A 24,767-nucleotide genomic window follows, 5' to 3' on the forward strand; every position below is an offset into this window, starting at 1 on the left:
GCGTCTTTTTTCATGCATCAGCGAATACCGCGCATGTATTTTTGAAGTTTTGGTGCGAAAGCGAACAAAAGTAATCCGAAGATGACGGCAACGATACCCGTGATACCGAAGTACAAAATCTCCGTGTCATTCGTGTAGTATTTAACGATTTGTGCGTTGACCGCTTGACCCGTTGCGTTCGTCAAGAACCACAGACTCATCGTTTGCGCTGAGAAGGCAGCCGGCGCCAGTTTTGTTGTTGCCGATAGACCGACTGGTGACAAGAAGAGCTCACCGATTACGACGAGGAAGAAGCTCAGTGCAAGCCAGAGTGGACTAACTGACGTCTCCACACCGAACAGGATACCTGGTAGTGTCATGACGATGAACGAAAGTCCAGCGAACAGAAGACCAAACGAGAACTTTTGCATCGTCGTTGGTTGACGGTCACCGAGTTTGACCCAGAAGCTCGCAAACACAGGTGCTAGCACAATGATGAAGAGCGGATTCAACGATTGGAAGAATGCCGGTTGAATCTCGAATCCTAAGAATGAAAGGTTCGTCCGTTCACTTGCGAAGATTGAGAGGACGTATGAACCTTGTTCTTGGATTGCCCAGAAAATCGCTGCTGCGATGAACAACGGAATATACGCAATCAAACGTGAGCGCTCATCATCCGTGATCTTTGGACTACGAAGCATGACTGTGAAGTAAGCGATCGGAATCAAGATCCCGAGAATCGTGACCATTAAAGTAAAACGAGAAATCGTCAACAGTCCTGTCATCGATGCAACGACACCGAGTACAGCAATCACTACGACAACGATTGATGCGATCGTGATGAAACGTTTTTTCTCGTCCCCTTTTAATGGGTTCAAGACGTACGTACCCGCTTGACCAAGGTTTTTCTTTTTCGTCAAGACGAAGACGACAAGTCCTGCGAACATCCCGATGGCAGCGAGTGCGAAACCAGCGTGATATCCACCGCGGTCAGCCACTTCACCAACGACGAGTGGTGAGAGGAATGCACCAGCGTTGATCCCCATGTAGAAGATACTAAAACCAGCATCGCGGCGGTTATCCGTCTTGCTGTACAAATCACCGACGATATTCGATACGTTCGGTTTCAAGAAACCAGTACCGATAACGATAAGTCCCATCGAGATGAAGAGGGCTGTAATGCCTGCTGGTAAAGCAAGGACGATATGCCCTAGCATGATCAAGATACCACCATAGAAGACAGTCCGTGACGTACCGAGTAAACGGTCAGCTACCCATCCCCCAATGATCCCTGACATGTAGACGAGCGAACCATAAACGGCCATGATTGACGCAGCTGTCGTCTTATCGATACCTAGACCACCGTTGGCAACTGAATCGTACATGTAGAAGATAAGGATGGCACGCATGCCATAGTAGGAGAAACGCTCCCAAAACTCAGTGAAGAAGAGGGTGAACAACCCTTTCGGATTCCCGAAGAATCCTTTTTGCGGAACGGTCTTATAGACCTGATCGCGATCAAACTCTGCCATATGATCGGCTCCTTTCATCAATCCTAAATAAGTGCATAATCCATCATCTTTTCCCGCTTTCCCCAAACGATAAGCGTGACGAAACAGATAGGATACGAATACACTGTTTTGCCTGAATTGTCTCACTTCTTTTTTTATATATGAGACAGCACTTTACCATTCAACCGCAAATCATTTGATGAGTCAAATATTATTTACGTTACAAGAATAACAAAAAGAGCAGTCGACTACTCGACTGCTCAGGATTGCATCTGTTTCGATTCAATGATTGTAATTCCAGGCGGTGCATGTAACGTTTCACGGATCATCGCCGCAGCGACTTGACCAGCTTCGATCGGAGCAATGGCGCTCCGCTTCAACAAGGGGCGTAAAACCGTCGAAATTTTCGCAGCCGCTTGTTCGCCTAAGCGGAATTCATCTCGATCCCCTAGCAACAATGATGGTCTAAAAATCAATAACGCGTCATACCCCAGTACACGTAATCCGTTTTCCGTATCCCCTTTTACGCGATTGTAGAAGGTTTTCGCATTCGGATGGGCACCGAGCGCCGATATCAAGGCAAATCTTGTCGCCCCGAGGTCTAACAATTCACGACCAAGTTCAATCGGATAGGTGTAGTCAACCAAACGAAATGCCTCTTGCGATCCTGCTTGTTTGATCGTCGTGCCCAGTGCACAATAGACATGGTCGACGACAGGTAGTTCAATTTCTGTCACACGATCAAAATCAATCACCCATTCTTCCAATTTCGGATGAAAACGGCGCATCGGGCGGCGAACGAGAACATGTACCTCGCTATATGCATCTTCTGCCAACAAACGATCGACGAGTTCTTGTCCGACTAGACCAGATGCTCCTAAAATTGCTGCTCTCATACGTTTCTCCCTCCTTCATGCTGTCGACCAATGGGTACGAAATAGGAACGGTTTCCAGTGATCCGTTCTCCGGCACGTACACCGATCGCACTTGGTCTTCCTCCTAAAATAAAGACACCGTACATATACGCGACTTCTCCCTCTTCCTGAAGTGAGTACGTCGGTAGTTCTTGATACGCTTGATAAACAGCCGGTTGATCACGAAACGTATGCTGTTCGTTCTTTAACATGATATGTCCTTGTCCATCATGGACCGTCACGGTATCTCCCTCACGCCCGAAAATCGGTTTTTTAACGAATGATCGCTGGCTTGAAATGAATGGATCAGCGGATAAGTACGTCGGTAAAAAATAACGCGCAATCGTCATGTGGTCCGTTTCGCTCAAGTACGGATGATTGGCTTCATGCAACATCCAGATCAATGCAAGAACCGACTTGGCTTGCATTAAAAAGGCAGACGGCGGATTGATGATTTCGAGTCGCCCTGTCTCGACGAGTTGCAGGAGTAATTGTCCTAAATTTCTTCCGTCTTCATCCCGGTCAAGTAAGGCCATCTCGATCGGAAAGGTTTGACGATATAAGATATCGATTCTTTTACCATCCTCATCGTACAGACCTTCTTCCGGACGAATCTCTAATGCATGAAGTGGACAATAGGTCGCATCACTCCAAAACGACTGCAAATACTCAGCCGTCAATCGATCCTCGATGTGGTCACCATGTGAGGTGAAGACGACATGCGGATGCTGTTTCGTCCGATGTATCGCGGCTTCGATCGCACGACGGACAGTTGCCTTCAGCCATTTGTTTTCCCCATCGTTGACCCGTTCAAAACCTTGTTTTTCCGCTACGACATCATTGACTTCAAATACTTCTTTAATGAAAGTCGGCGTATCCGCGTTCCATTCCATGAGTGAGATACGATCTGCCGTCGCAATGAAATCAAAGCGTCCGATGACGGTCAACGGTCGCATCGTCTCGAGTCGTAAAAAAGCGAGACTCTCAGACGGGAAGCCAAGCTCGAGCAGCGCCTCATCATCCATCGATCGAAGAATCGGAAGCACTCTTTCGAATATCCGGTAAACTTCTTGCGCCGCATCATGCAGTTGATCGATTCGTTCGTCCGAGATGGGCATGATTTCCGTCACAGCGTACGGTTCCCCGTCTAGCACATCCCAAAAACGATCGATGTCTCCGTAAAAGGTTTGTCGTCTGTTCATCCGCCGAAAAAGCCGGAAGATGAGCCTGTTCCGAATCCCTTTGTCTTCGTGTTATAACTCTTTACTTCTTTTGATTTCGGCGTATACCCTTTTGTTCGCATCGCACTATGCATCAAGGCACGTGATGCGAAATAACTACCGCCCCAGTAATAGTATCCTGAATGGGTTGATGAACTATCATCACAGTACCAAACGCCTTCATCATTATCATACTCATAGTCATCACAATCCGGATCATCTGGTCGTTCCGCTCGTGCATCATCCGATCCACACCCACTTAGTGTCGTTCCGATCAACAGTGTTGCAGCTAGTGTCGCTTGTTTCATCCAATTCACCGTCTCAGTCCCCTTTCCTGTTACTCTCGTTATGGATAGTATACGCTTTTTTGGAGAGAAAAGTTTCTTTGTTCTGTCGGAACTTTTTTTCCTTCAATGTGGTAATAGTATCTATAGAACGAAAAGGAGGATTTACGCATGTCACTTGCCTACTACGTTGAAGAAAATGGTGAATTCCATCCGATCTATCAATATGATCGTTATGCGATCGAACCAGAAGAAATCATTGCCCACCAACTCTGCGAATTTCATATCATCGAAGGACATCAATACGAGCTTCGTTCCAATGAGATGGCAGGTGAATATGATCAATTGATCGTCGACCACATTAAAGCATCACCACGTGCGACAGAAGAACGCGTTTATCCACCGCATCAAATTCATATCGAGTTCAGACAGTATTTATCTGACAGCGCGCAACCGCTCTTAAAGACATCAACGGTTCCGAATCACGTCCAAGCGATGCGTTTTTTGATCAAGGACAAGATCGAAGTCGAAGGACACGGTGTGTTTGAGCGTGACAGCTGTGAAATCGATATCGACCGAAATTGTTACGTCGTCTATCTTGCTGATACACTTTGAGATGTAAAATCAGGTCTCTTCATTTCCAAGAGACGTTTTTTTTGGCATACTAGAAAGTAAGAACGAATCAATCGAGGTGAACGAACATGAGTGAACAACCAAAAAAACTATCATTGCAAGAGGCAATGATCGAACGCTTGAAAGCAAAAAAACAAGCGCAAACAAAACGTCCGACTGGCTTACAAGGAACACAAACGAAACAATTGACGAGCCAACAGACGAAAAAAGCCAACAACCAGAAAAAACGGACAGGCGTCTAAGTCACAGGAATTCATGAAATAAGGAGTAATTATGAGTATTTTAACGGTATCTAACTTAAGTCACGGATTCGGTGACCGCGCCATTTTCGAAAATGTCTCCTTCCGCCTGTTAAAAGGCGAGCACATCGGTCTCGTCGGTGCGAACGGTGAAGGAAAATCGACGTTCATGAACATCATTACGTCGCAATTTGAGCCGGATGAAGGAAAAGTCGAATGGGCGAAGCATGTACGCGTTGGTTATTTGGATCAGCACGCTGTCCTTGAAAAAGGATTAACCATCCGCGATGCACTTAAAGGTGCATTCCAGTACATGTTCGACATCGAACAGGAAATTAATGATTTGTACGGTAAAATGGGCGAAGTCGAGCCAGAAGAACTGGAAAAGATGCTCGAAGAAGTCGGCGTCTTGCAGGACATTCTGACGAATAACGACTTCTATACGATCGATGCAAAAGTCGAAGAAATCGCGCGCGGTCTTGGGCTCGATGAGATCGGACTCGACCGGGATGTACAAGAGCTCAGTGGTGGACAGCGGACGAAAATCCTGCTCGCCAAACTCCTTCTTGAAAAACCGGACATTCTCTTACTTGATGAGCCGACCAACTATCTCGATGTCCAGCATATCGAATGGTTGAAACGCTACTTGAATGAATATGAGAATGCGTTCATCTTGATTTCGCACGATATTCCATTCCTCAATAGCGTCATCAACTTGATTTATCATATGGAAAATCAAGAATTGAATCGTTATGTCGGTGATTACGACAACTTCGTTACGATCCATGAAGCGAAGAAAAAGCAACTCGAGTCCGCGTTCAAGCGTCAACAGCAGGAAATCTCTGAGTTGAAGGACTTCGTTGCCCGGAACAAGGCACGTGTCTCGACACGGAACATGGCGATGTCGCGTCAGAAGAAGCTCGATAAGATGGATGTCATCGAACTTGCGCAAGAGCGTCCAAAACCAGAGTTCCACTTCCTCCAAGCACGGACACCAAGTAAATTGATGTTCGAAGCAAAAGGTCTCGTCATCGGATACGATGAGCCACTTTCTCGCCCTCTTGATCTGACGATCGAACGTGGGCAGAAGATTGCGTTGCACGGTGCGAACGGAATCGGGAAATCGACGTTACTCAAGAGTTTGCTCGGTGAAATTCCAGCTGTCTCGGGTGTCGTTGAGCGAGGCGAGAACTTGCATATCGGGTACTTCGAACAAGAAGTTAAAGAGAAGAACTCGAATACGTGTATCGAAGAGATTTGGAATACGTTCCCGTCTCTGACACAACAACAAGTCCGTGCTATGCTCGCGAAGTGTGGTTTGATGACGAAACACATCGAATCGAAAATCGAAGTGCTCAGCGGTGGGGAAAAAGCGAAAGTCCGTCTTTGTAAATTGATGAATACGGAATCGAACATCCTCGTACTCGATGAGCCGACGAACCACTTGGACGTCGAAGCCAAAGAAGAATTAAAACGTGCGTTACAAGAGTACAAAGGAACAGTCCTGTTGATCTCACACGAACCAGAATTCTATGAAGCTGTTGCGACAGACTTATGGAACTGTGAATCATGGACGACAAAAGTATTCTAAGCCACGCCATACAAAAGATGGGATGCCCAGAAGGGTATCCCATCTTTTTAGTTCACACACTTAATCATTGCATGATCGTGCATCTTCACGCACACTAAGACTTAGAAAATGATTATGAAGGAGCGTGTTTTTTTGGAAACGATCACGAAAAAGGCAACACTATCCTATCTCCATGTTCCAAGCGGTGGTTCAGAACAATTGATTGCCCGTCTCTATTCACCTGAACATACAGCGGATGCTCCACTGATTGTCCTCTTCCACGGATTTCCCGGGAAACAGTTGAACATGGACTGGGCAGTTCAACTTCAAAGTGCAGGGTACCATGTACTCGTCACGTCGTATCGTGGAACGATCGGCAGTCCTGGAACCTTTCGATTCCAACATGTTTTGGAAGACGCGACCGCGACACTACAGCATGTCTGCTCAGAGCCTTTCACTGCCGAACATGGCATCAAGGCGGATCAGATTACCGTCGTTGGTCATAGCATGGGTGGCTTCGCCGGTCTGCATGCTTTTGCTGAGACACCAGCGGCTGCACATTATGTCGGAATCTCTCCGTTTAATTTTGGTCTCGTCGGTCAGCTCGTCCTCGAACATCCGGAATACGAAGCTGCGCTACACGGTGTACTCAAACGAGGAGCTGGTTTCCTGAATGGTGCCGTTGCTGACGCGTTACTCGATGAGTTGAAGCACCATCATACGACTTGGAACTTACTGACGCTAAAAGAACGTCTAGCCGATCGCTCGATGTTGCTTATGACGTCAGAACGGGACGAAACATCGATCAAAGCACTCCATCATGACTTATTGCTATCCGGCAGTCCGTTCGAGGAAGCGATTGTCGATAGTGATCACAACTATATCGAGAATCGGGACGCTGCCTTTAACGAATGGACGTCTTGGCTCGCCCGACAATAAAAAGAGCGCTCAGCGTACGACTGAGCGCTCTTTTGCTGAAGTTCGAGTCCGTTGCACAGGACGAATTCGCATCCGGTATAGGACGAGCGTAAACATCGTCAGTGTTGAGATAGCGTACCAAATCGTCGTGAACAGGGTTCCGGTATCCGTACCGATGAAAAGACCATGTGCCGTCATTAATAGCCAAGCAGGTAAGACAAGCCAGTGCGTCAATTTCCAAAGCGTCTTGCCTAGCGTCTCCTTTAAGAAATCTGATGTCACGAGAACGAATCCGAATAAGTAGAGACTAATCGTTCCTAGCGCATTCCAGAGTGGTTCATAAGAAGCTTGGCCTGGAATCAGGACTTCAAAGATCGTCAGTGGTGCGTATGAATCGACGATGATGAGCGTCGCATGAAGGACGATTGCGAGCAAACCTGCCCAGCCACTATATAAATGCACGTGATGCAGTCGTGCTTTTTGTTTTTTGAATGCCGGGTAGGAACCGAGCAATCCCGCTAAGACAGAAATCGTCATGAAGAAGTGCCCACTTAATCCACTCAACCGGATCATCGTCCATGTTGAGAACAACCATTTCATCCAGTCCATGTCTCACTCACTCCTTTCTGTTCACTTCGCCATTCCCCAGCAGTATCCAAAATCAATAATCGTCCTTTTGGAAACCAACGAAACAGCTTTTCTTGACGTTCTGTCTCTGTCATCTGAAAGGCAAGTTTCGTCATGACTTCCGCTTCATAGAGTTGTGGCGCAGATGCGGTTACTTGAAGAATCGGACTTTTCGTCGGACGTCCTGTTCGTCCATCCAACAAATGATGATGCGTCTGTCCGTCCGTCTTCCACGATCGATAGACACGGTTCGATGTCGCGACCGCGCCTTGTCGCAACTGCACATCAGCGACGCGTTGTTCGGTCTCGGGATGCGTGATCGTGATATTCCATGGTTCCTCATCGGACCAGACGATGACGTCGCCTCCCGCTTCAATCAATCCACGATTCCAGCTTTTTCGTAGTCGTTGCGCTGCAATCATCGCGGCAGCTCCTTTTCCGATGCCACCTAGGTCGATAAAACCGCCTCCGACTCGCGTCACGTCACATCCTTCAATGATGAATGGAGCGATTTCTGGTGGAGCAACCTCTTCATAAGCGAAAGCTTGTGTGAAGGGAAATGATTGCCGATAGCCATTGGCTTGTTGTTGTGCCAGCAGGAATGGGGAAAAATAACGTTCGGTCTGCTCGAAGTATCGTGTGGCACGTGCTAACAAACGTGCTAATGGTAAGGACACCGATAACGTGTCGCCGATCCGTAAACGATTCAATCGACTGACTTCACTTTGCTCATCAAAGCGTGACCACTGCCGATCCACATAATGAAAAAATCGGGCAAGTTCCTCCCACTCTGCCTCATCGATCGGTCGATCCGTCACAAACCGTACCTGATTATGCATCGCATACAATTGTCGCTCCATCTTCCTCCTCCTTACCTCGAATGACTGGACTGACCGTCACTCGATCCACCCGGTTGACTGAAGCCAGATGATTCATCACCTTGCCATTGATCGTCATCGTCTTCTTCGTAATATCCATCATCCCCTTCGTATTCGCCTTCATCATCGCTATATTGATTCCCTTGAGATGGTAATGTCGTATCGTTCGAATACGTATCGCCTGTCGAAACAGGTGTCGTCGAGGAATCGTTCGAACTGACACTCAACTGACCAATGGCGAGTCCGATGAAGACGGAACTACTAAGCCCGACAAGCCATTTCGCAAATGGTTTGGGTTTCATCTGTTTCCTCTCCCTTCTTGTTACGTTTACTGTATCGAAAAAAACTGACAACTAACTGACGGCAACTATGGGATAATGAGAAAAAAAGAGGAGCGATGTGCATGCGCGTTTTGGTAGCAGAAGATGATCAGCGTCTTGCGAAGATGTTACGCCTCCATTTGGAGCGGGCAGGATATCAGGTAGATGTTGCGCAGGATGGAGTGGAAGCGCTCCTCCAATGTCAGACGTATCGCTATGACTTACTCGTTCTCGATTGGATGATGCCTCGTAAGAGCGGAATCGAAGTCGCCGCTACCTTACGCCAAGAACAGTTCGAAGGCGGCATCTTGATGCTGACTGCTCGTGATACGGAAATCGATCTCGTTCATGGTCTCGATAGTGGAGCCGATGACTATCTCGTTAAACCGTTTCAATCGAATGAATTACTGGCACGACTGCGCGCGCTCAGTCGTCGTCAACAAAAGGCATTCGTGTCGACGGTCTCCTTCAACGGACTAGTACTCGATCTATCGTCACAAACAATTTCCTATGAACATCACCCGATTGATTTAACACGACGTGAATTTGAATTCCTTTCCTTACTGTTAAGACGACCTGAACAGGTCATGAGTCGTGAATTAATCATCGAAGTCGTGTGGGGGATCGGTGCGGATATTACGGATAACGCGCTCGATGCGCTCGTCCGACTCGTTCGGAAAAAATTAGATGCGGTCGGTGCTCCTAATTTGATCCGGACAGTTCGCGGGTTCGGTTATCGTTTAGGTGATCCGCATGCTTGAATCGATTCGAAAACGACTGACCTTGTTATTCAGTGGTTCGTTCTTTCTTGTACTAGTCCTCATCCTGATTGGTGTGTATGTCACGAACGCTCAATTGCTGAATCGAATGGAATTGAATCAATTGAAGGGCGTATCTGATCGAGATATCTTCGAACGGATCGAACACGGGGAAGATCAATTCTTCCGAAATCCGATCTACTTCCAGTTACTCGACGGTTCAGGAAACGAACGCTATGCAAGTTTGCCGCCTGGCGTCGAGATGAAAACACTGCGCCGTTTTTTAAGCTCGAATGATACGACGAAACAAGTGGAGTGGGATGATCGACATTTCTTGCTGTATCAACGAAGTACCGAAGAAGGACGACTACTGCTAATGAAGGACATCTCTCCGACCGAAGATACCTTGCAGCGATTGATTGCCGTTCTTGCGGGGATTGCCGTTCTCGCAACGATCGTTCTGACGCTAGTCGGATACATCCTTGCTGGTCGAGCCGTCATTCCGGTGCAACAAGCATTTGATCGCCAACGTCGTTTTACATCCGATGCTTCACATGAACTACGGACACCTCTGACAATCGTCTATAGCGGGATTGAATTGCTAGAAGCGGAATCACTTTCGAATGAAGGACGCACGATTCTAGAGGATATCAAAGCAGAAACGGCAGGGATGCAGTATTTAGTCTCTGATTTACTATTGCTTGCGCGAGAAGGACAACCTTCACCGAAACAGGAAGTTGACCTTAGTTCACTCGTTCAAAAGACCGTCGAACGTTTTCAGCATGCCTACTCGGATCGCGTCATTCACGCTTCGATTGCTTCTGACTTACGCATGAAAGGAGACGCCCATCAATTGAATCGCTTATTGACGGTCTTTCTTGAAAATGCTCTTGTCTACAGCGATGAAGCCATTAATGTCTCCCTCGAAGAAACTGCTACAGAACGCCAGTTGACGATACAGGACCGTGGAATCGGTATCGCTTCCGATCAACAAACTAAAATATTCGAGCGTTTTTACCGGGGTGACCATTCGCGTCACGGAACAGGAACCGGTCTTGGGCTATCGATTGCTCAATCCATTGTGGAGCAACATGGTGGAACGATTTCCATTGATTCCACATTAGGTGAAGGCACACGGTTCATCATTCATTTCCCAACTCTTTAAAACGGTGTCAGTTAACTGTCAGATAAGCAGGGTAAAGTGAAATTATGCTTTACCATACTTATCCAAGGAGGTCTTTGATATGTTAGGGAACGTACCGCTTCATCCACTTCTTGTTCATGCACCGATTGCACTTTTATTATTTGCGACGATCTTATTACTCGTCAGTCTGAAATGGACGCAATTCAAACTGTTTGCCCTTTTTACGTTAGTCGTCGGTCTGATTTCCGGAGTCGCTGCCTATTTGTCTGGAGACGGAGCAGAAGAGTATGCGGAAGCGAACTTAAGCAGTGTTACTCATGCTGCTATCGAAAATCATGAACATTTCGCGTTGTTCAGTCTTGTTGCCTTTGGTGTCTCGCTGTTATTTCTGTTATTGGGTTACCGCTCAAACAAAAAAATGTTTTTGTTACTTAGTTTCGTTGTTGCGATCGTCGGTAGCGGGTTGCTTGCTTATACCGGTCATCTCGGTGGTCAGATGGTCTACGCCAAATGATACAAGAGCCGGTCTATTTTCTCTTTTTATGAGAGAAGTAGACCGGCTCTTTTATCTTGTTTCTGTTTATTTACGATGTGCACGTCCCGGGCGACGGTTATTCGAACGACGCGTGTTTCCGCGTCCTTCTGTCGTCTTCCGTGATCCTTTGCTTTGGTCGTGCTGTGCGCGAATCGCTTCTTCAGATAATTCGACGACGATTGGCGTGACCGAGATGTTCAATTCCCGCTCCATATCACGGAACGTCCGACCATCTTTTGGTGTCACGATGGAAACAGCAATACCGTCGTTCCCGGCACGTCCCGTCCGACCGATTCGGTGAACGTAGCTTTCCGCATCGTCCGGTAAATCATAGTTGAAGACGTGTGTCACACCTGTCACATCGAGTCCACGCGAAGCAACATCTGTTGCGATCAGGAATTGTGTTTTTCCTTGATAGAACTTCGCCATCGCTTTTTCCCGTTTCCCTTGCGTTAGTCCACCATGCAATTCATCCGTCGGATACCCTTGCATCTGCATTTCTTCGTTCAATTTACTAACGCGACGTTGTGTACGGCAGAAAATGATTGCTGCGTACGGACGCATCTCATCAAGCATCGTCCGCAGTGTCGCTTGCTTGCGGCGATCCGTCGTCTCGACGACGAACTGTTCGATCGCTTCAACAGTGATGCTTTCCGCTTCCACCTGTACTTCGACTGGATTACGCAAATACGTTTTCGCCAGTTCCTCTACTTTCGGTGGCATCGTTGCAGATAACATGACGAATTGACGATCAACCGGTGCTGCTTCGATGATGTCTTCAATTTCTGGCAAGAAACCGATTTGCAGCATTTGGTCCGCCTCATCCAAGACAAGCGTCCGTAATTCACTTAAATCAAGTGTACCGCGACCGACGTGGTCAAGAATTCGTCCTGGTGTCCCAATGATGATTTGTGGCATCCGACCGAGACGTTGAATTTGTTTAAAGACGTCTTGTCCGCCATATACAGCAAGTGCACGGTACTGTTCCGTGTTCCGAATCAGTTTATGCGTCTCATCGGCAATTTGACGCGCAAGTTCGCGTGTCGGTGCGACGATCAATGCTTGTACCGTTTGTGATTCGACATCGATTTGCTCAAGGATTGGCAAGAGAAACGCTAATGTCTTCCCCGTTCCCGTTTGCGCCTGTCCAATCAAGTCGCGTCCGTCGAGCAATGACGGAATCGCTTGTTCTTGAATCGGTGTCGGCTCCTTGATGCCTTGTTTTTGTAATTTTTTTATCCACAGGTCGCTGATGTGTAATGTTTCAAATGTTGACATGATATATCCTCCTAAAAATTATCCACAGAAAAAAGCTGTGGATAACCTGCTTCGCATAGACAAAAACAGTTATCCACAGCCGTGCTCTATTCAGTATACACAATTTACGCGTTTGTTGCTTCCTGTTTTAGCTTCCAGTCGAGTACGAATGTACCAAACGGGATGAATGATGCGATGAACGCAATCCCCGCCTTGACGATTGACCAATCGTATTTGAATTTCACGACCGCGAGCCAGAGTGCATACATGACGAACAAGACGCCGTGAAGTGCACCCACGACCGAAACAGCTTGCGGAATATCCGCCATATACTTTAACGGCATCGCAATCAACAGTAAGACTAAAAACGAGATTCCTTCTAGTATCGCAATCATTCGGAATTGCCCAAGCGTAGTTCTTAACATCCCGTCACTCCTTTTTCTTAATTCCTGTTCTTAGTATACGGGATGGACGATCCTTCTGTGACCTGTGTCACAGGATTGTCAGATTTCGAGTGGACGTAACCGCGCTTCGATGGCAGCTCGCTTTGGTTCAAGAAACGGTGGTAAAGCAAGCGTCTCCCCTAACGTTTCAACGGACTCATCCGTCGCGAACCCCGGTGTATCCGTCGAGAGTTCGAATAAGATATGGTTCGGTTCCCGGAAGTAAAGAGCTTGGAAATAGTGACGATCGACTTTACCGGAGTTCGGTAAGTGATAGGCATTCAGGCGTTCGACCCACTTTTCATATTCATCACTGTTCGGCACTCGGAACGCGACGTGATGCACGCCACCACGACCAAGACGTTCTCGATCGAGATCTGGCCGTGTCTCGACATGAACCTCTGCTCCGATACCACCTTCTCCAGTTGCATAGACTTCAATCGGTTCAAAGTCACCTGCTAAAGATGGATAAGAACCTACTTTTCGGAATCCCATGACTTCCGTCAGAACACGAATCGTCAAAGTCGGATCGTTGACCGTTAATGTGACAGCTCCCAGTCCAACAATGGCATGCTCCGATGGAATCTCTTCTTGCGGCCATGGTACACCACCTGCGACACCTGCCTCACCATCTTCCGCGACGAGAATCAAGCGTGTTCCTTCCTGATCACGAAAGGCTAGTGTTTGGCGCCCTGCTCGCTCAACGATTTCATCGTGATCCACACCTTTCGCTTCAAAACGTCGTTTCCAAAAATGAAGTGCAGCCGTTGTTTTGACACGAAGCGATGTCGAAGAGATACTCGATGCCCCCGGTACACCCGTTCCAAGATGCGGAATATCAAAAAACGTCAAGTCCGTTCCTGGATTCCCTTCCGCATCTCCATAAAACAAATGATACGATGTCGTGTCATCTTGATTGACAGTCTTTTTGATCAGACGCATGCCAAGTATTTGTGTGTAGAATTGATAATTGCGTTCCGCCATGCCTGTTAAGATCGATACATGATGAATTCCGAGTAATTCCATCTTCCTCACTCCTTGTCAATGATTTGGTAATTGGAGTATATCTCATATTTATCTTGAATTCAAGATATTAGTCTAATAAAAAACCGCCCCTCCGAAAAGGGACGATTGAATAGTTGAAATTAAAGTTTTACGACGTTAGCAGCTTGTGCTCCACGTGCGCCTTCAGTGATTTCGAACTCAACTTCTTGACCTTCGTCAAGAGTTTTGAAGCCTTCACCAGTGATTGCTGAGAAATGTACGAATACGTCTTCTCCGCCTTCAACTTCGATGAAACCGAAACCTTTTTCTGCGTTAAACCATTTTACTTTACCTGTGTTCATGGGAACAACCTCCAAAAATAAATTACTTAATACATATGCTGGGCATATGAAAAGAATTCATTATTGTCCCGAAATACATGGAGCAACGAAAAGATTGTTCGTGACACGATGTGAATCCGTAATGACAATAACAATATTAAGCTAACGTAAGTATAGAATGGATGCGCTTTAAAAGTCAAGTTGTCAGACCAATGTTTTTTCCAATTGATTCCACTTCTTCTACATAACTAAAATAAAAAACAGGTTCAGCCGAAACTGAACCTGTTCTTCTGTTTTTAACGGTGGATCCAGACTGCCCCAGCAGAGTTGTCTTTCGCTTCACCGATGACTTGAATCTTCAGCCCGTTGTTCGGAAGCAATTTCCCTGCGTCCGGAATCAACTGGTTGATGTACGATTTCGAATCATCAAACTTCGTCACACCTGGGAGACCTTTGTAGTCATAGAGTCCACGTGATGGCGAATCGATGAGCCATGCAGGTGCTTTATCATAACTGAAAGCAGCATCTGCGATCTGGTAACGTGTGCTTCCTGTCGTAACTGGCTTACCGTTGAGTGTTCCAACGATTGCTTCAGGATGTGAGTCGACGACTCCGAGGAATCCTTCACCTGGGTGTACGCCAACCCAGTTATCGTTGAAGCTTGAATCGCCATACCAGACGACAAGACCTGTGTTGTACTTAACGCCTCGTGCATGCTCGAGTGCTTTATCCGAGCCTGCATAGTTACGCCATTCGAGGTAGTACGCGTTATCGGCATAAGAGAAACCGTCTGAAGCAACGAAACCATCTAGAGTGAACTTAGGAGTGCCCTCTGCATCATCTTCAAAGACGACTTTACCGTCAACTGTCAACTTCGCGTTATCAAGTGCAAATCCGTCTAGTGCAAGTCCACCATCTGTCACGTATTCAAATTTCAACGTGACTTTTTTACCCGCAAATTCGCTCAGGTCATATGATTTATCGACCCATGCTCCTTTTGTTGATTCAGCACGCTGATCACCGTCTGTATCTTGATCACCGATTGTATCGATGACTTTCGATTGCCCGTCAGCAGTAGCTGTGACTGTCAAGTAATCGTAATCGAATTCAACATCATAGTAAGCCTTGAAGTCGAACTTCGCTTCTTTTGCATTCGTCAAATCAAATTCTGGTGAAGTCATCGACGTATGCAAATCGTCACCTTTCGTGCTGTAGTAATACTTTTTACCAAATTCAGGTGTGATTCCTTTTACTGGCTTTTTCGGTAAGTTGACCTTGATGATACCAGGATTTTTTGATTTCGTGACACTCTGGTCGAGATACGATGCCGTTCCTGCTTTCGTGAGTGAATCAAAATCAATCTGTTGGATGTTTGCCCAGTTTCCACCCATCACGTTTTGGAAGAACTCTTTGTTTTGTGGTGAGAAACTTGTTGGTTCTGTTCCAGCAACTTTACCATTCCAGCTACCACCACTCATGATCGACCAAGACGCAACTGGTTCACCTTGACCTGTGTACTGTGTATCGTACTCATCAGGAAGTCCAAGATCATGACCAAATTCGTGCGCGAAGACACCGACTGCACCATCTTCTGGTTGAACCGTATAATCATAAGCAGCCATTTTTCCGCCCCAGTAATTGACGCTTGCTGTCGTATCCGCAACCGGATAGACGCCACCAAGTGTCCAGCGGTGTGACCAGATCGCGTCGTCACCGAGCTTACCGCCGCCTGCTTCTTGTCCTGTACCAGCATGAATGATCATCAAGTGATCGACGAGACCATCTGGCTCATTCAAGTCGCCATCGCCGTCCATATCGTACTGGTCGAACTTATCGTAATCTGCTAAGTTAATGCCAGCTTTAACAGCTGCATTCAAGGAATCCTTGACGAGACCACGTGGTCCTTTTGCGCCAGGCAAGTTATCATTTCCACCTGCAGGATTATCCGAACCATAATCTTTTGCTGTTCCAGGAACAGTCAACCAATTGGACACCGTACCATCTACCGAGTAACTACCACCTGATTGTTCTTCATAGAACTGTTTGAACGTTTTTACTTTGTCTCCGTTGAAGAGTTCGAACTCTTGATCACCAAACATTAAATCTTGATAATGTTTTTGGTTGAAGTCATCTGAATACATATATCCAGGCTCTTGAACGACGTTGTTGTGCTTGAAGTCGCTGTACTCGACGAGAAGGACGAGGACTTTGTCCGTCCGTGTCGCACCGTTATAGGCTGCCTGTTTTGCTTTATCCACTTTGACGAAGCCATTCGGATTACCTTTTTTGTAGTTGTCGTGTTTTTTCTTTAATTGTTTAGCAAGTTGTTCCTTTTGTTTTGTTAAGAAGTCTTTTGTTTTCTTATCAAACGCGGCTTCTTTACTTGATTCATGATCGTGGTCATGATCGACGGCCGGTTTTCCGTTCGCCTTTTTGTCCAGATACTTTTGAACGGCTTTTTGTTTTGCTTCTGCTGAAGCTGCTTTTGAGATGACCCCACGTTTTTCAAGCACTTTTGCTAATCGATCCTGATCGACCGTGTTCAAATCCATCGGTGCACCAGGTGCTACTTTTTCTGCTGCTTGTACGGACGTTACCTGCCCACCAGGTAAGACCGGACCAACAGCAAATGCAGCTGCCGTAATTCCAGATAGAACGGCTAGACTAAGCTGTTTCTTTTTTCCCACGTGAATTGACCCCCTATGTAGTAGTGAAAAGCATCTGATTACTATACTTTTCTGAATATTCAAATCATAGATTATTTTATTTCGTTAATCAATTGCTTTTAAGACAATTAGTGCTTTGTAACCATACCTATTTTTGGGGATTATTTTCAAAAGATTTTCAAAGGATTCTTTCACCTCTTTTTCAAAAAAATACGTTCTTATTATTTTAGAAAACGGTACGCTGAAAGCACTCTAATTCACTTAAGGGAGGATACAATGAGCGCTTTACAACGTTTTGAACGTCACTTACTAAGGAACTATCTAATCGGTTCATTCGTCGCTGTCTTCGGCGTTGGATGTCTGTTTATTTTTGAGACCCTCACCTTCACTAGAACCGAACAATTGATGTTGATGGGGCTCATGGCCGTATCTGTCAGTCTGATGTTTTTACTCGAATACACAGTCTATTCGCGACATATTCACCCTTTACGTCGTTTCTTCCAAAACGATATTCCGTCTCTCGTCTCGTTTCAGGAGGCTTATCAAACGGTACATCGTTTTCCGGTACTGACTGTCCAGCGCATCATGGGACCTCATTTTTTAGGACTTTCTGTTCCCGCTTCACTTCTGACAGCACTAGCGATCTCTCAAGGATGGTTACAGATGCCGTACTATTTGATTGGTCTTGCTTGTTTTGGTGCGGTCCTCGTCGCCATTCTGCATGCGCTGATTGAGTTTTTTCTAACCTATCGTGTCACGGAGCACATGCTTCTGACGTTAGAGAAGTATGCTTTTGAACATGGATTTGATTTTCCAAAAAAAACGACAGTTGTCACGCTAAGACAAAAAATGCTCATCAGCATACTCATCATCGGTGTTTTCCCGATCATGCTGTTCGTTCTCGCCTCAGCTGTCCAGTTAACGGAAAATGAGAGCCTTCGCTCTTACTGGAGTTGGGCGACACTTATTTTAATCGTCATCTTATCCGTTGCGACGTTTTGTAGTCTTCTTCTCTATGAAAACATCCGTAAACCAATCGCTACCCTGCAACAAGGGATTCAAGATGTCGAAAGCAATCGACTCGTCTCATTACCGAATCCATATTCAGACGAGTTCTCCCATCTCGTTTCTGGTTTTAACTTGATGATGGAAGGTATTAAAAAGCGTGATGCGGAAAACGAACAGTTACTTGATAGTTTGTTTACCTTGTTTGCTGCGACACTAGATGCCCGTGATCCTTACACAGCCGGTCATTCCGTTCGTGTCGCTGCCTATTCAGTCGAAATCGCTACCGCTGCCAATCTACCGAACGAACAAATCGAACTGTTACGTAAATCCGCGCTGTTACATGACATCGGAAAAATTGGGATTCGAGACGATGTGTTATTGAAAGAAGGACGTCTCACAGACGAAGAATTTCAGATCATTCAGCAACATCCAGTCATCGGTGTGCACATTCTATCGCAAGTTCAGCTACCAAAGACGTTACAACCGATTCTTCCTGGGGTAAAGTACCATCACGAACGCTATGACGGAAAGGGGTATCCGGAAGGTCTTATAGGAGAGGACATCCCACTCTTTGGTCGGATCATGGCAATTGCTGATGCCTATGATGCAATGACATCCGATCGTCCCTACCGTAAGGGGATGCCCGTGGAAAAAGCTTTATCTATCTTAGAAGAAGGCATGGGTACACAATGGGACGCTACCTTTACGCGTCTATTTCTAGATTTGAAGCGTTCGCCCGTCGAGGACGTGTCATAGGAAGGGAGTTTCTGATGCATCCAAAATCGTTGAACGCCATGAATTTTATTTTGTTGGACTTGGACTGACTTGTGAAGAAAATGAACTGCATACGCTGATGCCGGAACTCTGGCGTGAATTTTCAAGACGTTCGCATGAGATTCCTGCGAAGCCGGATAGTTATCCGCTCGACATCTCCCTTGAGCGAAACGGAACAAAATATTCGCAATGTGTCGGGTATCCTGTTGCATCACTTGATGGAATTCCAAAAGGTATGAAAGGTCACCGGATTCCTGCTGCGCGTTATGTCTTCTGGAAGCACGAAGGACCGGATATCGAAATTTGGAAATCGTTCGAGAAAATCCAACGTTTCGCTTCAAAACAAGGAATCGAACTTGATCCGCATGACTTTAAGATTGATGAGACGCGAGACGACGTCCATCATCTTTACCAACGCATCCGCTGAACCATTCTCTTGAATGGTTCTTTTTTTATGACTTAATATCTTTTACACTTAATAATTCAGTCCAGGTACTACGGACTATATTCAGAAAATTCTATTTAATTCGAATGACTTATTCTCGCTTCTCTGATTCTTTGGCATAGTTAGACTCAACCCAAACAAGGAGGCGATTTATTTTGAAAAAGTTTCTCGCTACATCGCTTGTCGCAAGTGTACTTGTCGTTCCTACGGTAGTAGGTGCAGAAGGTCTTCAGTCTGGTAAGCTCACGAAAGCTTCGTCAGAACCAGCTGCAACGATCGTTAAAGATTTCGTGAACAAAAAAGGTGACTTTGCTGTTCAGAACGTCGAAAAAGACGGATCTTCACAGATCGTACGTCTCCAACAAGAAGTGGATGGCGTCCCTGTCTTTGGTAGTGTCGTCGTCGGGAACGTCGCGAAAGACGGTACTTTGAAAGCAGTCGTAAACGATGCGATCAACGTCAAAGGAAAACCAGGTCTCGCGAAAAAAGCAACGCTCTCTGAAAAGAAAGCCATCAAACTTTATCAAAAAGCAATCAAGGCTTCTGAATTCGAAGTCGCTCCAAAAGCAGAACTCGTCATCTATCCAGTAAAAGATGATGCTGTCTATGCATACAAAGTCACATCGACAGTCCTCGCGGGCAAAGAGCCATCACGTTGGACTTACTTCATCGATGCGAACTCAGGTAAAGTACTTAATAAATATGACCAACTCGCACATGCAAAGCCAGTCAACACTGTAACAGGTACAAACGCTGTCGGTACGGGAACAACGGTTCTTGGGACAAGCGCGACATTCAACACAGTGAAAAGTGGTTCGTATTACTATCTTCAAGATTCAACACGCGGTAAAGGAATCTACACATATGACGCGAAAAACCGTAACACTCTCCCAGGATCACTCTGGGCTGATCTCGATAACCAATTCAATACGACATATGACCGCGCAGCTGTCAGTGCGCACGTCAACGCTGCTAAAACATATGACTTCTACAAGAACACATATGGTCGCAACAGTTACGACAATGCAGGTGCTGCTCTGAACTCAACGGTTCACTATTCAACGAGCTACAACAATGCATTCTGGGATGGCACGAAGATGGTATACGGTGACGGTGATGGTTCAACGTTCACATACCTCTCTGGCGCACTCGACGTCGTTGCACACGAATTGACGCACGCTGTCACAGAATACACAGCTGGTCTCGTATACCAAAACGAATCTGGTGCGATCAACGAAGCCGTTTCAGATATCATGGGTACGGTTGCTGAATACTCAGTCGGATCGAACTTCGACTGGCTCGTAGGAGAAGACATCTACACACCAGGAGTCAGCGGTGACGCACTCCGCTCGATGTCGAACCCAGCAGCTTACGGTGATCCAGATCACTACTCTAAACGTTACACAGGTACACAAGATAACGGTGGTGTCCACATCAACTCTGGTATCATCAACAAAGCCGCTTACCTCCTCGGTAACGGTGGAACGTTCTACAACGTATCTGTCACAGGAATCGGCGTGCCGAAACTCGGTGCGATCTACTACCGTGCTCTCAACGTGTACTTGACTCCGAACTCGAACTTCAGCTCACTCCGTGCAGCAGTCGTTCAATCGGCGAAAGACCTTTACGGTTCAACAAGTGCAGAAGCAACAGCTGCAGCGAAATCATTTGATGCAGTAGGCGTCTACTAAGAAAATCTCCTCCCAAAGGATTTTCATATTTCCTCCCGAGTGTCGGACTCGGGAGGTTTTTGCGCAAAAAAGACGAATTCGCTTGAAGCGAATCCGCCGTTCATTCATTCTTGTCCAGGATCACGCGCAAGACGTAAACGCATCTTTCCGTTATCCGGGAACACTTTTAGTTGTAAGGATTCTCCCTCGTACCACGTACCATAGCTCGTATCGACGACGGGTTCACCCAGTGTCGATAATCCACCAGTCGAAGCATTCGTCCAGTCAATCGCTTCAATGATTCCATCCGAGACGACAAGCAGATATCCAGCATTCGAGAAGTAATACGTATTGACGGCATCCTGTTGTGTATTACCAACAGCACCATACTTCGCTTCGAATTCAGCAATCGGTTTTCCGAGATACTGCTCCGGCTTGTCAATCGGTTGATTAGCGACTGCTTGCGAAAGCGCCGCAAGAACGGCTTCGTCTGATGTCCCTTTTGGTGCTTCCAAACGAACATCACTTTCCGGTAAGTATCCTTCGATGCTGTCATTGAGTTTGAGATGGACCATGCCGTCCTTCGCATCCAGTACCTCATAAACATCACCTAAATCTGCTTTGTAGATGACACTACTCCGATTCGCATCACTGTAAACGTTCGCGAACGGACGTGTCACCCAAGCCGCTTGCGCATACTCTGCTGCTTTTTTCTTTGCTTTCTTCTTTTCTTTTTTCGCTTCTTTTTTATCATCCGTTGTTGCTGTTTCCTTCTTCGACTCCTCGTTTTGTGTTGCTTGATCGGTCGTTTTCGGTTTTTCAAGTGTGGATGTCGCTTGAGAGGCGTCGTTATTCGTCAACATATATAACCAACCACCGACGATGAAAAGCGTTGCTAAAATACCTCCGAAAGCAATCCCTCGACGATTGCGTTTTTGTTTCCGTCTTTCTTGTCGAGACTGTCGTTCTTGTTCTTGTTGGTGTTCACTCATGTATGGTTCCTCCTGAAAAAGTCGACACAGTTTTTCCCCACTATACCACCAATGTTTACTCGAAATATTTAAATTTCGATGACAGTTCGACCACGATGACGTGAAGTCAGCAAGGCTTCTGTAATTTCAGGTAAATCGTTTAGTGTTTTGATATCGACTTCTGACGCAAGATCGACCTGCCAGTCACTCGCTAAACGTTGCCATAGCTCTTCGCGATAGGCGATTGGTGTTTGCACCGCATCGATGCCGATCAAGCGGACACCACGTAAGATGAAGGGATAGACTGTCAACGTCATTTCTGCCCCACCGACGTTCCCACACGTCGTGACGACACCACCATATTGCACGAAGCGAATGACGGACGCGAGCAATGGTCCCCCGACCGTATCAATGACACCGGCATAAAGCCCTTTTTTTAGAGGACGATCGGTTTCTTCTAGGAATGTCGTGCGGTCTAGTACCTTAGCCACCCCTTTTTTGAGCAATCGTTCTTGTTCTACTCGTTTTCCGGTCACAGCATGTACCGTGTATCCTAATCGAATCAGTAAAGAAATCGCAATCGTACCAACCCCACCTGTCGCTCCCGTCACGAGGATCGGTCCTGCATCCTTCGAGACGATTCGCAACAATTCATCAACCGATTGCGCTGCCGTCAATCCGGCCGTTCCATATTGCATCGCTTCTAATGGACGAATGGATTCTGGGAGTAGCGTCACCCAATCGGCTGGTACGCGTATGTATTCTTGAAATCCGCCTGAAGTGTTCATCCCGAAATCAAAGCCATTGACGACGACGGCTTGACCGATATGAAATCGTTCATCTGTCGTTTGTTCGATGTATCCTGCTGCGTCAACGCCCGGGGTATGCGGATAGGATTTCGTCACCCCACGATTACCCGACATCGATAAAGCATCCTTATAGTTGACGCATGAGTGTGTGACACGAATCAGGATATCTCCTTCTGGTAAATCATCGACGTGCTTTGTCTCGATATTCCCCTCGTATGATCCATCGACTTCGCGAACGACGAATGCTGAAAAAGTGTGTTCCATGATCTCTCTCCTTTCGCTTGTGCTTCTCTATACCCTGTTGTTTCCATCGACACACTAAAAATCCCTGCCGTTTCTCAAAGAAACGACAGGGAGCGGGGACGGAAAAAGCATCAGGGTTCCATAGGTGGTCAAAGGTAACAGGTCAATCTGTCAATGGTTCGTGGTCATCGGTTTGCCGTCGCCATTTCTTCTCCACAGAGGAAAATTGAGGTCCGTCCCCTCCCCTTGACGCGGAGTCTCACCACGCCAAGGAATTACATGTAACGTCCACCATCAAAATCGATCGTCGTCTGGTAGTTCGCGGCATTGATTGCATTCGATACTTTGTGTGCTCGTCGTTCCACTTCCTCCGCTTTTAAACGATAGGCATCTGGATCAAACAAGGCATGACGAATGACCGTCGTTCCTTCGAATCCGTATTGAAACTCACGTTTCGGTCGACTCGCAAGCATCTGGTAATTTTGTGCCTTTGCCCGTAATTGGGTAGCCCACTCGATCGCTTCGACGAGCGGCATGTCTCCTTCATCCGTCGCGATCACGGTGTTTAAATTCGCTGCATAAACGAGACGATCTAAGACCCGCATGTCGTAACGCACAATGTCCATTGCGGCTTCTACGTCAGTTATCGTTCGTCCTTGTTGCGTCGGGAGTGCTTCTCCCTTTTCTAAATCAATGAACGCTACGCGCTCCATTTCTTCGATTAGCTGATCGAGTTGTTTCCTCAAAATACTCTTTAATTTCACAGCATCTGCTAGGTACATCATCATCTCCCCTTTCCTGTTTCATTTACGTCATCTTGTTCAAAAGGTTTCAATCGAACTGATGGACGAAGGCTCCGAATTCTCCCTGAATCGTTTGTTTATCCATCTCCGATATCGCAAAAGATCGTTCTGTGTATCGTTCTAGAAGATAGGCTTTTGTTAAGCGATGGGAAGGTTGAAATCCAATTCGCAGGCACCATTCCTGAAACGTCTCTGTATCATGTCGCTGTAAACGGACCGGGAGAATCTGATTGAACTGGATAAGCTGTTTGCGAATCCAGGCATCTGGTAGCTCGATCGAGTTCTTTTTTATAACAAAGTCGTTGTCTAAGGACTGTAACGGGGTGTCAGTTCTGATCGAGTCCTCACCCTGTTTCTTGGTCTTTCGACGTTTCCGCCAAACGATATAGCTTATGATGAATAGAGGTAAAACAAGCAGGCTCATCAGTAAGATCGATGAGGAAGATCCCCCTTTTTCATTCGTACCTCGCTTAGCATTTTCAACTCCTATAGTGAAGATCTTATTCTTTTTCTTTTTCGGTTTGAGGTCTTTCTGCTTCTTCGGCTTTTCCTTCGTATCCCAAGCACGTAAATCTTCATCATTCTTCATTTTCTTTTTAGGTAACCATGAAAGAAATCGAATGTTTAACAATTCGCCTTTTTTCTTGCAGTTCGGTTTACACGATCTATTTGTTTCGATTCCAGACGGCTGAACCGCTTTTGGCTTCATTGCTTGAACAGCCGCTTCTGTCAGTGGCTTACCGATCCCTAATAGCAGCAAAATCAATCCGATACCAATTACGAGTCGTTTGCGAAGTGACATCAGAAGACCTCCTCTTTTAAA

The 24,767-nt window shown here is 46.4% G+C and carries 26 protein-coding genes; 10 read left to right on the forward strand and 16 right to left on the reverse strand.

The window, feature by feature from the left end; all coding sequences use genetic code 11:
• Positions 1 to 17: 17 nt before the first annotated feature.
• From AC3B4V_RS12900 to AC3B4V_RS12915, 4 genes are all read right to left on the reverse strand, one after another.
• Entirely contained in the window at positions 18 to 1,511 is a 1,494-nt protein-coding gene (locus AC3B4V_RS12900) for a peptide MFS transporter (RefSeq protein ID WP_047390672.1), read from the reverse strand.
• A 239-nt stretch (positions 1,512 to 1,750) separates the two neighbouring features.
• Positions 1,751 to 2,386, reverse strand: a complete 636-nt coding sequence (locus AC3B4V_RS12905; protein ID WP_058704374.1) for a Rossmann-fold NAD(P)-binding domain-containing protein — start codon at positions 2,384 to 2,386, stop codon at positions 1,751 to 1,753.
• The gene (locus AC3B4V_RS12910) at positions 2,383 to 3,606 is read right to left on the reverse strand and encodes a glutathionylspermidine synthase family protein (RefSeq protein WP_488378648.1); all 1,224 of its coding nucleotides are present in this window, start codon (positions 3,604 to 3,606) and stop codon (positions 2,383 to 2,385) included. Before AC3B4V_RS12910 ends, AC3B4V_RS12905 begins: the two co-directional genes overlap by 4 nt.
• Positions 3,603 to 3,932, reverse strand: a complete 330-nt coding sequence (locus AC3B4V_RS12915; RefSeq protein ID WP_035395686.1) for a hypothetical protein — start codon at positions 3,930 to 3,932, stop codon at positions 3,603 to 3,605. Before AC3B4V_RS12915 ends, AC3B4V_RS12910 begins: the two co-directional genes overlap by 4 nt.
• 147 nt (positions 3,933 to 4,079) lie before the next feature.
• On the opposite strand from AC3B4V_RS12915, the gene AC3B4V_RS12920 reads away from it, so the two are divergent.
• The 4 genes from AC3B4V_RS12920 (at position 4,080) to AC3B4V_RS12935 (ending at position 7,289) form a co-directional block, all read left to right on the forward strand.
• Positions 4,080 to 4,523, forward strand: coding sequence for a hypothetical protein (locus AC3B4V_RS12920; protein WP_058704372.1), 444 nt, complete (start codon positions 4,080 to 4,082; stop codon positions 4,521 to 4,523).
• 86 nt (positions 4,524 to 4,609) lie between these two features.
• On the forward strand, positions 4,610 to 4,783 hold the full coding sequence (locus tag AC3B4V_RS12925; RefSeq protein ID WP_023469740.1) for a hypothetical protein: 174 nt from the start codon (positions 4,610 to 4,612) through the stop codon (positions 4,781 to 4,783).
• A gap of 31 nt (positions 4,784 to 4,814) precedes the next feature.
• Positions 4,815 to 6,371, forward strand: coding sequence for an ABC-F family ATP-binding cassette domain-containing protein (locus AC3B4V_RS12930; RefSeq protein ID WP_488378649.1), 1,557 nt, complete (start codon positions 4,815 to 4,817; stop codon positions 6,369 to 6,371).
• 132 nt (positions 6,372 to 6,503) lie between these two features.
• Positions 6,504 to 7,289, forward strand: coding sequence for an alpha/beta hydrolase family protein (locus tag AC3B4V_RS12935; RefSeq protein WP_488378650.1), 786 nt, complete (start codon positions 6,504 to 6,506; stop codon positions 7,287 to 7,289).
• A gap of 9 nt (positions 7,290 to 7,298) precedes the next feature.
• On the opposite strand, the gene AC3B4V_RS12940 is transcribed toward AC3B4V_RS12935, so the two are convergent.
• From AC3B4V_RS12940 to AC3B4V_RS12950, 3 genes are read right to left on the reverse strand one after another with little or no spacing between them, the layout of a single operon-like run.
• The gene (locus AC3B4V_RS12940; protein ID WP_064300704.1) at positions 7,299 to 7,877 is read right to left on the reverse strand and encodes a ferric reductase-like transmembrane domain-containing protein; all 579 of its coding nucleotides are present in this window, start codon (positions 7,875 to 7,877) and stop codon (positions 7,299 to 7,301) included.
• Complete coding sequence (locus AC3B4V_RS12945) at positions 7,865 to 8,755, reverse strand: FAD:protein FMN transferase (protein ID WP_488378651.1); 891 nt, start codon at positions 8,753 to 8,755, stop codon at positions 7,865 to 7,867. Before AC3B4V_RS12945 ends, AC3B4V_RS12940 begins: the two co-directional genes overlap by 13 nt.
• Before the next feature lie 11 nt (positions 8,756 to 8,766).
• Positions 8,767 to 9,075, reverse strand: coding sequence for a hypothetical protein (locus AC3B4V_RS12950; protein WP_058704368.1), 309 nt, complete (start codon positions 9,073 to 9,075; stop codon positions 8,767 to 8,769).
• 101 nt (positions 9,076 to 9,176) lie between these two features.
• Here AC3B4V_RS12950 and AC3B4V_RS12955 point away from each other — a divergent pair, with 101 nt between their 5' ends.
• The 3 genes from AC3B4V_RS12955 (at position 9,177) to AC3B4V_RS12965 (ending at position 11,509) form a co-directional block, all read left to right on the forward strand.
• A complete protein-coding gene (locus AC3B4V_RS12955) occupies positions 9,177 to 9,854 on the forward strand; it encodes a response regulator transcription factor (RefSeq protein ID WP_064300706.1) in 678 nt (225 codons plus the stop codon).
• Positions 9,847 to 11,016: a sensor histidine kinase gene (locus AC3B4V_RS12960; protein ID WP_488378652.1), complete on the forward strand. Its 1,170-nt coding sequence runs from the start codon at positions 9,847 to 9,849 to the stop codon at positions 11,014 to 11,016. Before AC3B4V_RS12955 ends, AC3B4V_RS12960 begins: the two co-directional genes overlap by 8 nt.
• Before the next feature lie 79 nt (positions 11,017 to 11,095).
• Positions 11,096 to 11,509 (forward strand): DUF2231 domain-containing protein, encoded by a 414-nt coding sequence (locus AC3B4V_RS12965; RefSeq protein WP_050677186.1) that lies wholly within the window; start codon positions 11,096 to 11,098, stop codon positions 11,507 to 11,509.
• A 66-nt stretch (positions 11,510 to 11,575) separates the two neighbouring features.
• Here the strand turns inward: AC3B4V_RS12965 and AC3B4V_RS12970 are convergent, their stop codons facing one another.
• The 5 genes from AC3B4V_RS12970 to AC3B4V_RS12990 all read right to left on the reverse strand — a co-directional run bounded on the left by AC3B4V_RS12970 (position 11,576) and on the right by AC3B4V_RS12990 (position 17,242).
• Entirely contained in the window at positions 11,576 to 12,808 is a 1,233-nt protein-coding gene (locus tag AC3B4V_RS12970; protein ID WP_023469749.1) for a DEAD/DEAH box helicase, read from the reverse strand.
• Positions 12,809 to 12,912: 104 nt separating this feature from the next.
• Complete coding sequence (locus AC3B4V_RS12975; RefSeq protein ID WP_023469750.1) at positions 12,913 to 13,212, reverse strand: DUF3817 domain-containing protein; 300 nt, start codon at positions 13,210 to 13,212, stop codon at positions 12,913 to 12,915.
• A 78-nt stretch (positions 13,213 to 13,290) separates the two neighbouring features.
• A complete protein-coding gene (locus AC3B4V_RS12980; RefSeq protein WP_064300708.1) occupies positions 13,291 to 14,256 on the reverse strand; it encodes a ring-cleaving dioxygenase in 966 nt (321 codons plus the stop codon).
• 119 nt (positions 14,257 to 14,375) lie between these two features.
• The gene (locus AC3B4V_RS12985; RefSeq protein ID WP_023469752.1) at positions 14,376 to 14,576 is read right to left on the reverse strand and encodes a cold-shock protein; all 201 of its coding nucleotides are present in this window, start codon (positions 14,574 to 14,576) and stop codon (positions 14,376 to 14,378) included.
• A gap of 275 nt (positions 14,577 to 14,851) precedes the next feature.
• Complete coding sequence (locus AC3B4V_RS12990; protein ID WP_488378653.1) at positions 14,852 to 17,242, reverse strand: immune inhibitor A domain-containing protein; 2,391 nt, start codon at positions 17,240 to 17,242, stop codon at positions 14,852 to 14,854.
• Between the two features lie 255 nt (positions 17,243 to 17,497).
• On the opposite strand from AC3B4V_RS12990, the gene AC3B4V_RS12995 reads away from it, so the two are divergent.
• From AC3B4V_RS12995 to AC3B4V_RS13005, 3 genes are all read left to right on the forward strand, one after another.
• Entirely contained in the window at positions 17,498 to 18,985 is a 1,488-nt protein-coding gene (locus AC3B4V_RS12995) for an HD domain-containing phosphohydrolase (protein WP_488378654.1), read from the forward strand.
• A gap of 25 nt (positions 18,986 to 19,010) precedes the next feature.
• Entirely contained in the window at positions 19,011 to 19,430 is a 420-nt protein-coding gene (locus tag AC3B4V_RS13000; protein ID WP_488378711.1) for a GyrI-like domain-containing protein, read from the forward strand.
• 173 nt (positions 19,431 to 19,603) lie between these two features.
• Entirely contained in the window at positions 19,604 to 21,139 is a 1,536-nt protein-coding gene (locus tag AC3B4V_RS13005; protein ID WP_064300711.1) for a M4 family metallopeptidase, read from the forward strand.
• 104 nt (positions 21,140 to 21,243) lie between these two features.
• Here AC3B4V_RS13005 and AC3B4V_RS13010 read toward each other — a convergent pair whose 3' ends face one another.
• The 4 genes from AC3B4V_RS13010 to AC3B4V_RS13025 all read right to left on the reverse strand — a co-directional run bounded on the left by AC3B4V_RS13010 (position 21,244) and on the right by AC3B4V_RS13025 (position 24,746).
• The gene (locus tag AC3B4V_RS13010; protein ID WP_488378655.1) at positions 21,244 to 22,110 is read right to left on the reverse strand and encodes an SH3 domain-containing protein; all 867 of its coding nucleotides are present in this window, start codon (positions 22,108 to 22,110) and stop codon (positions 21,244 to 21,246) included.
• A 68-nt stretch (positions 22,111 to 22,178) separates the two neighbouring features.
• Positions 22,179 to 23,162 (reverse strand): YhdH/YhfP family quinone oxidoreductase, encoded by a 984-nt coding sequence (locus AC3B4V_RS13015; RefSeq protein ID WP_214858840.1) that lies wholly within the window; start codon positions 23,160 to 23,162, stop codon positions 22,179 to 22,181.
• A gap of 254 nt (positions 23,163 to 23,416) precedes the next feature.
• Entirely contained in the window at positions 23,417 to 23,923 is a 507-nt protein-coding gene (locus AC3B4V_RS13020) for a hypothetical protein (RefSeq protein ID WP_214858886.1), read from the reverse strand.
• Positions 23,924 to 23,972: 49 nt separating this feature from the next.
• Positions 23,973 to 24,746 carry a hypothetical protein gene (locus tag AC3B4V_RS13025; protein ID WP_488378656.1) on the reverse strand — a complete coding sequence of 258 codons (774 nt, stop codon included), beginning with the start codon at positions 24,744 to 24,746 and terminating at the stop codon, positions 23,973 to 23,975.
• Between the last annotated feature and the right edge of the window lie 21 nt (positions 24,747 to 24,767).

This window comes from Exiguobacterium sp. E17S, assembly GCF_057772545.1.